The following is an 11,386-nucleotide window of genomic DNA, read 5'->3' as shown; positions in this document are numbered from 1 at the left end:
CTCTACAACCACCACTTGCCCCAATCAGCCCTGCAGAGCAAGACGCCTATGCAGGCTATGAGTGGGTGGTACGATTCATACCCTCATTTGTTCCATCGGCGGCCTTATGATCGTCCGGGACTGGACACCTAGCTGCATTGCTTGCCCTGCAGCGCGCGGAGGAGCCCGAAGTTTTTATGGAATTTAATGAGGTTACGACGAGCGATCTCATTACAGGCCTCTACAAACGGCGCTTCGACGTCGGCCTTTCTCTGAAGCAGGTGAGCGATTCTTCGCTGAAGAGTCTTTCTCTTTGGTTTGAGGCGACAGCTCTTGCCACGCCGCTGGGATACCCACTGCTCCGGCAGCAGTCAATCAGAATAGACGAACTTAAGGAGCACTCCGTGTTTCGATGGAAGGCCGAATATTCTCCTTCGCTGGACCAGTACCTGTCCTCCATGTCATCAACGGAAAGGCCGAATGTCCAGCATGTCAGTTCTTTTGAGATGTTGTTGCTCTGGGTCGCAGCTGGATATGGCGTAGGGATTTCTTCGCGATCACGCATCGAAACCGCTAGCCAGTGCGGAATCTGCACGCGTCCAATAGCCGATGGCCCCTACGAGGTCATTACGCACCTGCAGCGACTCTCGGGACAGACGAATCTTGTAGCTGATCGATTTGAGCTTAGAGCCTTGCGAGTTGCCGAGGCGCGTAAAGCATGACAGCCACGTGCGGTGCCCGCCCTTGCCGGTGGATTTGCAGTGGATGCCGGTTCGGGCCAAGGCGCCGTCCAGACGCATCAATTCATCCTGGAAACTGACCTTGATCAATTCAACTCCCCACAACTTCCAATAGTATGTCCACATGATCGGCTTAAGGCGCCTTCTCGCAAGATGGAGCCGCTGGATTACCAGCGGCCTAGTCGTAACCTTGCTTTTCTCGCAGGTTGCGATGGCGATGTACGTCTGTCCCAAGCCAGACCCGAGGGCATCTGTGGAAACCACGCAAATGCGTGCCACGATCTCGATGCAGCAGGCTGACAAGTTGCCAATGTCGGATTGCACCGGCATGCCTGATTCCATGGACAGCGAAGCGCCACAGTTGTGCCACGCTCATTGCAGTGGCGATCGGGAGTCGGCGCTTTCATGGCAGGGGCTGGACATTCAGTTTCTCGCGGCGCACGTGATGTGGCTCGCCAACTCGCTGCCCGGGTTGGTTCTCGACCGGGTAGCCCTCAGGCGGCACGTTACCTACATTCCTCCCAATCCCCGCGCGGGCTTTCCGCCGATCTACCTCACGTTCCAAGTCCTGCGGAATTGATTTATGTGTCCGTGCTCGCCGCGCACCGATGCGGCAGACCACGTGATTTCGTGAACACCAATTCCGAGGACAACCATGTTTACTCCCTTTTTTGGCGCCCCCGAGGGATGCTCTGAACAATTCCTCGGCGACAATAGCGCAAGGTTCGACGGATGACGACGATGCAGCTGAGCTTCGGGGACGCGGAACACACGGGCAAGCGGAAGAAGACGCGACGCGAGATCTTCCTGGCGGAGATGGAGCAGGTTGTGCCGTGGAACGCATTGCTGGCGCTGATCGCACCGCACTACCCGAAGATGGGCCAGCGTGGCCGGCAGCCGTACGCGCTGGCGACGATGCTGCGCATCCACTTCCTGCAGCAGTGGTACGCGCTCAGTGACCCGGCCATGGAAGAGGCGCTGTACGACACGGCGGTGATGCGCCGCTTCGCCCGCCTCAGCGGGCTGGACAACATTCCGGACGAGACCACGATCTTCAGCTTCCGCCGGCTGCTGGAGACGCATGATCTGGCGCCGCAGCTCCTGGAGCGCGTGAACGCGCACCTGGCGCGCAAGGGCCAGAGCTTGAAGGCCGGCACGATCGTGGACGCCACGATCATCGCGGCGCCGAGTTCGACCAAGAACAGGGACGGCAAGCGCGATCCGGAGATGCACCAGACGAAGAAGGGCAACCAGTGGCACTTCGGGATGAAGGCGCACATTGGCGTGGACGAGGAGTCGGGCCTGGTGCACCACGTGGAGTGCACGGCGGCGAACGTCAACGACGTGACGCAGGTGCACAAGCTGCTGCACGGCAAGGAAGACACAATCTGCGGCGACAGCGGCTACACGGGCGCGGACAAGCGCGAGGAGCTGCAAGGCGTGGAGGCTGCGTTCTGGATCGCGGAGAAGCCGTCGAAGCTTCGTGCGATGAAGAACAAGCGTGATCGCAAATACGCCGAACGCTGGGAGCACTTCAAGGCCAGCCTGCGGGCGAAGGTGGAGCATCCGTTCCGAGTGGTGAAGCGGCAGTTCGGTTACACCAAGGTGCGCTATCGCGGGTTGGCGAAGAACACGGCGCAGGTGTTGACGCTGTTCGCGCTGTCGAATCTGTGGATGGCGCGGCGACGTCTGTTGCTGCCGACGGGGTAAATCCGTCTGTTGGACGGGGAAAGCCGTCGAAAAGCGTCAGAAACGGCGCAAAATCCATCATATCGAGGTCGACTTGGCGCCTTGACGCTGAAATCCAAGCATCAGAGCGCTTTGATCAGACCTTCCCGAGGGGCGCCCGTCAGCGTACGGCCGAGGCACAACGCCGGCCTCGATGCGATTGCATCGTCTGAAAGCTATCAGCATCGCGTTGGCAGGCAGTGCGCTTGTTTCGCCTGTGGCCTACGCCCTCGATTTTGCTGAGGCACGCCTTATCGCGGAGCAGCAGAGCCCGCGCATAAGCGCGCAGCAGTTGCAGGTCAACGTCGCCGAATCCGTGCAGAAGGCAGCAGGCTCGCTGCCCGACCCCAAGCTCTCGCTCGGCATCGAAAACTATCCCATCAGCGGCATGGATCGCTGGAGCATGACGCGCGAATCCATGACGATGCAGCGCCTGGCGCTCATGCAGGAAGTGCCCAACAGGGCCAAGCGCGACGCCCAGGTCGCCAGTGCGCAGGCGCGTGTGGATCGAGAGCGCGCGGCGCTGGTTTTGCAGCGATTGCAGATCCGCCAGGAACTCAGCCTGGCGTGGATCGCCGCGCAGGCGGTGGAGCAACGGGAGATACTGCTGACGGAACTGCTCGCGGAGAACCAGCGCCTGCAAGACAGTCTCCCCGCTCGCGTCGCCGGCGGCACGGCCCAGACTGGCGACCTGTTGGTCGCGCAACAGGAGGCGCTGACACTCACGGACCGCCGTGACGATCTACAGCGGGACCGGGCCAAGGCCAGGGCCGCATTGCGGCGCTGGGTGGGCTCCAGGGCCGACGAAGCACTGCAAGGCGATCCAGGCCCGCTCACTCACCCCGTCGCGCAACTGCGCACAGAACTGGCGAATCACGCGGAGCTTGAACTCTATCCGGCGATGCAAAGCATGGCCCGGGCCGAGTCCCGCGAAGCCCAATCAGAGACCCGCGGCGATTGGGCCTGGGAGATTGCCTATAGCCGGCGGGATCGCCGATGGGGCGACATGGTGTCATTCCAGGTGACATTCGATCTGCCATGGCAGAAGGATCGACGCCAAGTGCCCATGATCGAGGCAAAACGGCACGAGTTGGAGCGTCTGGACGCCGAACGCGAAGACGTGGCGCGGCGTCATTTGCAGGAGCTGGACGACAGCGCCGCCGAACTCCAAGCGTTGAACAGCCAGATCGACCGCCTGCAGACCGCAGGCTTGCAGCTGGTACGGAACCGAGCGGCGCTTGCGTTGAGCAACTACCGATCCGCCAAGGGGGACCTGAGCGCTGTGCTCAGTGCACGCGCCCAGGTACTGGAGACGCGCATGCGTCTGATCGACCTCGGAGCGCAGCGCGACAGCCTCGTCGCCCGACTGAACAGCCTGATCGCGGACTGAGTGGAGACCCTCGCCATGAACACCTCTTCGAGAAACATCCTTGCCGGCTTGACGCTGATTGCTGCCGGTATTGCCGTTGGATGGAGCGTCGCCCAATGGCGCGCCGGCCACCTCAGCGGCTCCCCCGCTGCCACCATTGCAAGTGCTCCGACCGAGCGCAAGGTGCTGTATTGGTACGACCCGATGGTGCCGGCCCAGAAGTTCGACAAGCCCGGCAAATCGCCCTACATGGACATGGCGTTGATGCCGAAGTACGCAGATGAAGACACTCAGGACAGCACGGGCCTGAGCGTGTCGGCGCAAGCGGTGCAAGCCCTGGGCCTGCGTACAACCGAAGTCGTGCAAGGCAAGATCGGCGCAGATGTGAACGTCGTGGGCACCGTGCTGCTCAACGACCGCGACGTCAGCATCGTGCAGGCGCGGACCGCTGGCTTCGTCGAGCGTGTCTACGCACGGGCTGCGGGCGACGTGATCGCAGCAGGGGCACCGCTGCCTGACCTATTGCTGCCGGAGTGGATCGCCGCACAGCGCGAGTTTCTCTCGGTTCGCGCGATGGGCGACGCACCGTTGACCGCAGCTGCCCGCCAACGGCTGCTGCTGCTCGGCATGCCGCAAGCCCTGATCGCCCAGGTGGAGCGCACAGGCGAGCCCAAGGGGCTGTACACGGTCACAACACCTCAAGGCGGCTTGGTGGCCGAACTGATGGTGCGTCAGGGCATGACGGTTTCCGCCGGGGAAAGCCTGGCCCGGGTGAATGGCTTGGCCACGGTGTGGATCGAAGCGGCTGTCCCCGAAGCACAAAGCGGGCCATTGCAGGTCGGCCAAACGGCGCAGGTCCGGCTGGCGGCGTTTCCCGGTGAAGTGCTCCAGGCGCGCATCGTGAGCATCCTGCCCGAAGCCAACCGCGACACCCGTACGGTGCGAGTGCGGCTTGAAATGGCCAATCCCGGCCAGCGCCTGAAGGCCGGCATGTCCGGCCAGATCGCGCTCAAAGGCAACGAACAGCCCGCGCTGCTTGTTCCCAGCGAGGCGGTCATCCGCACCGGCAAGCGCGCACTGGCCTATGTGGTCGATGGACCCGGCAAGTTCCATCCCGTGGAGGTCCAGGTGGGCGCGGAGGTAGGCGATCAACTGGTGGTCAACGGCGGGCTCGCGGCGGGACAGCAGGTGGTGGCCTCGGCGCAGTTCCTGATCGATTCGGAAGCCAGCCTGCGGGGCGTGCTGCCTGCAGGTGCCGCGGCGTCCGCGCCTGCATCGCCGCACAACGGGCACGGCACCTCGTCGCCACCGGCCGCGGCCACCAACGCTTTCGTGGTGCGCGGCGTGATCGAGGAGATGTCGCCCACCGAGCTGACGCTGGCGCACGAGGCCGTGCCAGCCCTCCAATGGCCGGCCATGACCATGGGCTTCAAGCTGAGCAGCCCGCAGCTCGCCGCGGGTCTTTCGGTTCGGCAGCAGGTGCAATTCACCTTCTCCAAGCAAGGTGAGGACTACGTGATCACCGCCATCGAAAAGGTGCAGCCATGATCGCCAAGCTGATTCGATGGTCGGTGGCCAATCGCTTCCTGGTGCTGCTGGCCACCGCCATGCTCACGGCATGGGGCGTGTGGGGCGTTCGCAGCACGCCCGTGGATGCGCTGCCGGACTTGTCAGACGTGCAGGTCATCATTCGCACCAACTACCCAGGACAGGCGCCGCAGATCGTCGAGAACCAGGTCACCTACCCGTTGGCCACCACCATGCTGTCGGTGCCAGGGGCCAAGACCGTGCGCGGCTTCTCGTTCTTTGGCGACTCGTTCGTCTATGTCTTGTTCGAGGACGGAACCGACCTGTACTGGGCCCGCTCACGGGTACTGGAATACCTGAACCAGGTCCAGGGCCGATTGCCCGCCACGGCGAAGCCGGCCCTGGGTCCGGACGCCACAGGCGTCGGCTGGATCTTCCAGTACGCGCTCGTGGATCGCACGGGCAAGAACGATCTGGCGCAACTGCGTGCGTTGCAGGACTGGTTCCTGAAGTTCGAACTCAAGAGCCTGCCCAACGTGGCCGAAGTGGCATCGGTGGGGGGCATGGTCAAGCAGTACCAGGTCGTGCTCGACCCGATCAAGTTGGCGTCCTATGGCCTCAGTCAGGCTCAAGTCCGCGATGCCCTGATGGCGGCCAACCAGGAGACCGGCGGCTCCGTCCTGGAATTGTCAGGCGCGGAGTACATGGTCCGCGCGAGCGGCTACCTCAAGACCCTGGACGAGTTCCGGGAGATCCCCTTGACGGCACGCGGCGGTGTGCCGGTGCGGCTGGGGGATGTTGCGACGCTCCAGATAGGCCCGGAGATGCGGCGTGGCATTGCCGAACTCGACGGAGAAGGCGAGGTCGCCGGCGGCGTGGTGGTGCTGCGCTCCGGCAAGAATGCCCAGGAGACGATCGCTGCCGTCAAGGCCAAGCTCGCGGAGCTGCAGGGCAGCCTGCCGCCGGGCGTCGAGATCGTCACCACCTACGACCGCAGCGCGCTGATCGAGCGGGCCATTCGCAATCTCACGACCAAGCTAGGCGAAGAGTTTCTGGTGGTGGCGCTGGTCTGCGCACTGTTCCTTTGGCATCTTCGTTCTGCGCTGGTGGCCATCATCTCGCTACCTCTGGGCGTGATGACGGCGTTCTTGGTCATGCGCTACCAGGGCATCAACGCCAACATCATGTCGCTGGGGGGGATTGCCATCGCCGTGGGGGCGATGGTGGATGCAGCGGTGGTGATGATCGAGAACGCCCACAAGAAGCTGGAGGCTTGGCAGCACGCGCACCCAGATCAACGGCTGCAGGGCAAGGAACGGTGGGACGTGATCACACAGGCCGCGGAGGAAGTCGGTCCTGCGCTCTTCTTCTCGCTGCTCATCATCACGCTCTCGTTCATCCCGGTCTTCACCCTAGAAGCGCAGGAAGGCCGGCTGTTCGGCCCGCTGGCGTTCACCAAGACCTACGCGATGGCCGCGGCCGCAGGGCTGTCAGTGACGCTGATTCCCGTACTCATGGGCTACTGGATTCGCGGGCGTATCCCGGATGAGCAGAAGAACCCCATCACCCGCATCCTGATTGCAGCCTACCGGCCAGCACTGGAGTGGGTACTGCGCCGGCCCAAGGCGACGCTGCTGATCGCCGTGCTGGCCTTGGCGACCACGGCCTGGCCCTTGGCGCGGCTCGGCGGTGAGTTTCTGCCGAGGTTGGACGAAGGGGACCTGCTCTACATGCCCTCGGCCCTGCCGGGACTCTCGGCGCAGCGCGCCACGGAGTTGCTGCAGCTGAGCAACCGCATGATCAAGACCGTACCTGAAGTGGACAAGGTGTTCGGCAAGGCAGGACGGGCCGAAACTGCGACCGATCCGGCGCCCCTTGAGATGTTCGAGACCACGGTGAAGCTCAAGCCCAGGGAACAATGGCGTCCAGGCATGACGCCCGAGAAGCTCGTGGAAGAGCTGGATCGTGCCGTGAAGATCCCGGGCCTGTCCAATATCTGGATTCCCCCTATCCGCAATCGCATCGACATGCTGGCTACCGGCATCAAGAGCCCGATCGGGGTGAAGGTGACCGGCAACGACCTGGGCGTGATCGATCGCATCGCTGCAGAGGTCGAGCAGGTCGCCAAGGGCATTCCCGGCGTGACGTCATCCCTCGCGGAGCGCTTGACGGGCGGGCGCTACGTGGATGTTCAGATCGACCGCGTAGCCGCCGGTCGCTACGGCCTGAACATCGCCGATGTCCAGGCCGTCATCGCCGGCGCGGTGGGTGGCGAAAACGTCTCGGAAACGGTCGAGGGGCTTGCCCGCTTTCCGATCAATCTGCGCTACGCGCGAGAATGGCGTGATTCACCACAACGGCTGGCAGAACTACCCATCTTCACGCCGATGGGTCAGCAGATCACGTTGGGGACCGTGGCACGCATCGCGATCACCGATGGGCCGCCCATGCTCAAGAGCGAGAACGCACGGCCCTCCGGTTGGGTCTATGTCGATGTGCGCGGCCGTGATCTAGCCTCGGTGGCCAACGAACTGCGCGATGCCATCGGGCAGCAGGTCAAGCTGGAGCCGGGTGTGAGCATCACCTACTCCGGGCAGTTCGAATACATGGAGCGGGCCAATGCACGCCTGAAGGTTGTGGTGCCTGCCACCCTGTTGATCATCTTCGTTCTGTTGTACCTGACCTTCGCGCGTGTGGACGAAGCGGGCTTGATCATGGCGACCTTGCCCTTCGCGCTCACGGGGGGCATCTGGTTCCTGTACCTGCTGAACTACAACCTGTCCATCGCCACCGGCGTGGGATTCATCGCGCTGGCAGGTGTGGCGGCGGAGTTCGGCGTGGTGATGCTCATCTATCTGAAGCAGGCCTTGGCGGAACGTTGCCCCGATGGACGCGACCCGACGCGAGAAGAACTGCTCGATGCGATCCGGGAGGGTGCCGTGCTGCGCGTGCGGCCCAAGGCGATGACCGTCGCCGTCATCCTGGCGGGCCTGGTACCCATTGTCTGGAGCAGCGGTACGGGCTCGGAGGTCATGAGCCGCATCGCAGCCCCGATGCTTGGAGGGATGGTGACCGCTCCGTTGCTGTCGCTCTTCGTGATTCCGGCTGCCTACATGCTGATGCGTAAGCCGCGCTAACGTTGCAACGCGGCAGGGTCTCATAACCAAGGCCCTGCCGTTTCCGGTGCGGCCTATCGGCACCCGAGCGAATAACCATTCGACACATGCGCTTTAGCCGGCGTAAGAACTGGCCGAAGGCGCGGAGGCACGACTAACCGCTTGGCAGTGACGAGCCATATCAGGGAACAAAACCTGACCCCGGCCGTTCAGACAGAATCGTCAGCATTTCTATGACAGCCCGAACCTTGGGCTGCAGGTAACGCGATTGCGGCCACACTGCATGGATAGGCATCTCACCACCTGCCCAGTCCGGCAGCAAGGGGATCAAGCGCCCCTGCCGTATATCTTCGGCCACCAGCCATGTCGGCATCTGCATGATGCCGCAGCCGGCCAGACCCGCCGCCAACATTGCTTCACCATCACTGAATTCATGGCGCGGATAGATTTCCTGCCGACGTACGCGCTGGTCCGATACGCGGAGCAACCAAGTGGGTCTCTGCCGTCCCCGAGGACCAGTGATGCAGTCCCGATGCCTTACCCCATTACTTCTCGGTAATTACTGCGGCGCGCTCACTAATACGACCACTACATTCTGGGACGACGTAGGGGCTGACTCAGTCCGGTTGTAGGCGCTCAGAAGGCTATGGCCTTCAGGATGGCCGCACGCCTCATCGCGCCGCGCCGTATGCGCTGCGGACTGCAAAGGCCCGCATCCTGTAGCTCACTTCCGACGGCCAAAGCATCCATCTTTGGCCGTCGGCCAGCGTCAGGCACTTTCGAGCATTGCCGCATCATTTAGCAACCGTTGAATGCGCTGGCGAATCTCCTCTGGAATACCTTGCGCAGACGAATCAGGTCCGGGCCTGTTTGGCTGCTGCTGGGTGCCCGCGATGACCCGCACGACCATGCCCAAATTTCCGGGTGTCACGATGTCGATGGCCGCGCGATCACCCAGATCCGGGTGTACGCGGGTCAGCATCCGGTACAAGTCCCACGAATCCGCGTGCGGACACTGGTTCATGAGCACCTGGGCCAGTTTGTGCTTGAGCGGCACCAGTTGCCAGTCGGGCACACGTTGCCCGCGATTGCCCAAGCTGATGGACAGCAGTTTGCCCGCCTTCAGCTCGCGGTTTATCTGGTCCTTGGACTTTCCGGCCAGCTTACCGAACAGCGGAACCGGCAAACTGCTCGGCGATTCGTAGATGGCGAGCATTTCCTCGCGCTCGCGCTGGATGGCGGATACTTCCGGCGCCGGCGCCGGCGCACGCGTCGGGGGCGGTGGCACCTGCGACAGCCGCTGGAAGGTGATTCCCGCGTCGTTTGGCGTCACGACAATGGGGGTGACCACCACGGGCGGAGCCGAAGCCGCAGAAGTGCCTGCAACGATGGCGTCGGGGTTGTCCTCCCCTGCGATGGCTGGCACGCCCTCGATATGGATGGTGAGGTGGGCGCTGGCCGCTTCGACCTGGCCCTGTTCGAGTAAGTCGAGGCGATCCGCCCAGTCCTGCATCATCCGACGGCGCGGCTCAACATACTTGGCGTGGTTGTAGGCCGAACTCACCTTGTTCGGGTCCGAGTGCGAAAGCTGCGCGTCCACCCAAATCTTGGGATAGCCGATCTCGTTGAGCGCCGTCGAGATGGTTCCGCGGATGCCGTGCCCGGTCAGTTGATCCTCGTAGCCCATTCGTTTCAAGGCCGCGTTGAGGGTGTTCTCGCTGATGCGCTTCTTGAGTTCGCTGCGGTGCGTGAGCAGATGGACCTGGGCCGGCTTCATCACACCCAACAGGTAGCGCACGATCTCGATGGCCTGCACGGACAACGGCACGATGTAGGGCGGAACGTCCTGCGGGCGCTTGCCGGCCTTGCGCATCTCGTCCTGGAGTTGTTTGACAATCTGCGGCGGGATGATCCACAGGCCACGGTCGAGATCGAACTGGTCCGGGGTCGCCAGCCGCAGCTCGCCGGTACGCACGCCGGTCAGGAACAGCAGCCGGATGCCGAGTTGGGTCTGCCAACCACGAGGGTTGTAGAGCCTGAGCTTGTGCAGGAACTCGGGAAGCTCCCGAAGATGCAGGTAGGGGTTGTGGTTCACCGGGGGCTTGGGCTCGGCCACCACGTCCAGGTCGGAGGCCGGATTGGCTTCCAGCCCCTCCACGATGACGAGGGCATAGCGGAACAACTGCCCCAGCCAGGTGCGGACCTTCTCGGCAGTGGTGAACGCCTTGCGCTCCTCGATCCTCGCCAGGACGCCCAGGAGTTGGGGCCGGCGAATGTCGTAGATCGACATCTGCTTGAGGCTGGGCAGCACGTCCTTGTTGAAGATCCGCAGGATCTGCGACAGCGTGCTGTTCCTGCCCTCCTTGATTTCCTTGCGGCGATGCTCGACCCACGCATCGAAGACGGCCTTGAAGGTGTAGTCGGCCGCAAGCTTGACCGCGTGTCGCTTCTGTTTGCGATCGGTATGGGGGTTGATGCCCTTTGCCAGAAGCGCCCGGGCTTCGTCGCGCAAGGTGCGCGCTTCGCGCAAACCGATCTCGGGGTAGTTCCCCAGGGAGATGCGCTTTTGCTTGCCGAGCCAGTAATAGCGCAAATGCCACGACTTGCCGCCGGTGGGGGCGACCACCAGGCCGAGGCCATCGGTGTCGGGGATGCTGTACGTTTTCTCGGCGGCCTTGGCTTGCCGCACGGTCAGATCAGAGAGTGTCATCATCAAGCTCCTAAGTCTTGGACTTAGGCCCGATGCTGCTTGTCATCCCGATCCAACCCCAGCAACAACCCGGAACCGGCACCACCCGCATTCTTTGGCCTTGTTTTTGGCCTCAAAAACGCTGGCTGTCAGTGGATTTCCGTGGCTTTCGCTGGAATGAAAAAAGGAGCCGAAGCTCCTCTTTTCAACGACTTACAGACGTCAGTGGAAGTCCGTA

At 62.8% G+C, this 11,386-nt stretch carries 7 protein-coding genes and 2 pseudogenes; 7 read left to right on the top strand and 2 right to left on the bottom strand.

Annotated features, from left to right (window positions below; genetic code table 11):
- The 7 genes and pseudogenes from FK527_RS10465 to FK527_RS10435 form a co-directional block, all read left to right on the top strand.
- A pseudogene (locus tag FK527_RS10465) lies at positions 1–132 on the top strand (IS481 family transposase); the annotation flags it as partial.
- A 5-nt stretch (positions 133–137) separates the two neighbouring features.
- Positions 138–701: a LysR substrate-binding domain-containing protein gene (locus FK527_RS10460; RefSeq protein WP_144733227.1), complete on the top strand. Its 564-nt coding sequence runs from the start codon at positions 138–140 to the stop codon at positions 699–701.
- Positions 702–987: 286 nt separating this feature from the next.
- Positions 988–1,299 carry a hypothetical protein gene (locus FK527_RS10455; protein WP_006226245.1) on the top strand — a complete coding sequence of 104 codons (312 nt, stop codon included), beginning with the start codon at positions 988–990 and terminating at the stop codon, positions 1,297–1,299.
- A 161-nt stretch (positions 1,300–1,460) separates the two neighbouring features.
- The gene (locus FK527_RS10450; RefSeq protein WP_016445093.1) at positions 1,461–2,429 is read left to right on the top strand and encodes an IS5 family transposase; all 969 of its coding nucleotides are present in this window, start codon (positions 1,461–1,463) and stop codon (positions 2,427–2,429) included.
- Between the two features lie 172 nt (positions 2,430–2,601).
- Positions 2,602–3,837 carry a TolC family protein gene (locus FK527_RS10445; protein ID WP_013391831.1) on the top strand — a complete coding sequence of 412 codons (1,236 nt, stop codon included), beginning with the start codon at positions 2,602–2,604 and terminating at the stop codon, positions 3,835–3,837.
- Between the two features lie 15 nt (positions 3,838–3,852).
- The gene (locus FK527_RS10440; protein ID WP_144733223.1) at positions 3,853–5,364 is read left to right on the top strand and encodes an efflux RND transporter periplasmic adaptor subunit; all 1,512 of its coding nucleotides are present in this window, start codon (positions 3,853–3,855) and stop codon (positions 5,362–5,364) included.
- Positions 5,361–8,480, top strand: coding sequence for an efflux RND transporter permease subunit (locus FK527_RS10435; protein WP_073651970.1), 3,120 nt, complete (start codon positions 5,361–5,363; stop codon positions 8,478–8,480). The genes FK527_RS10440 and FK527_RS10435 overlap by 4 nt, the downstream gene beginning before the upstream one ends.
- A gap of 160 nt (positions 8,481–8,640) precedes the next feature.
- Here the strand turns inward: FK527_RS10435 and FK527_RS10430 are convergent.
- Positions 8,641–8,985: pseudogene (locus tag FK527_RS10430) on the bottom strand (LysR substrate-binding domain-containing protein); the annotation flags it as partial.
- Positions 8,986–9,228: 243 nt separating this feature from the next.
- Complete coding sequence (locus tag FK527_RS10425; protein WP_016445090.1) at positions 9,229–11,169, bottom strand: tyrosine-type recombinase/integrase; 1,941 nt, start codon at positions 11,167–11,169, stop codon at positions 9,229–9,231.
- Positions 11,170–11,386 lie beyond the last annotated feature (217 nt).

Origin of the sequence: Extensimonas perlucida, from assembly GCF_007655255.1 — a bacterium.
Lineage (GTDB): Bacteria > Pseudomonadota > Gammaproteobacteria > Burkholderiales > Burkholderiaceae_C > Extensimonas > Extensimonas perlucida.
The sequence above is the reverse complement of the archived record's forward strand: the minus strand, read 5'-3'. Positions and strand labels throughout refer to the sequence as shown.

What these genes read in the sequence shown, in the direction of transcription:
- FK527_RS10455 (WP_006226245.1), top strand. Translation starts at nt 988, where the DNA reads ATGCGTGCCACGATCTCGATGCAGCAGGCTGACAAGTTGCCAATGTCG.
- FK527_RS10450 (WP_016445093.1), top strand. Translation starts at nt 1,461, where the DNA reads ATGCAGCTGAGCTTCGGGGACGCGGAACACACGGGCAAGCGGAAGAAG.
- FK527_RS10445 (WP_013391831.1), top strand. Translation starts at nt 2,602, where the DNA reads ATGCGATTGCATCGTCTGAAAGCTATCAGCATCGCGTTGGCAGGCAGT.
- FK527_RS10440 (WP_144733223.1), top strand. Translation starts at nt 3,853, where the DNA reads ATGAACACCTCTTCGAGAAACATCCTTGCCGGCTTGACGCTGATTGCT.
- FK527_RS10435 (WP_073651970.1), top strand. Translation starts at nt 5,361, where the DNA reads ATGATCGCCAAGCTGATTCGATGGTCGGTGGCCAATCGCTTCCTGGTG.
- FK527_RS10425 (WP_016445090.1), bottom strand. Translation starts at nt 11,169, where the DNA reads ATGACACTCTCTGATCTGACCGTGCGGCAAGCCAAGGCCGCCGAGAAA.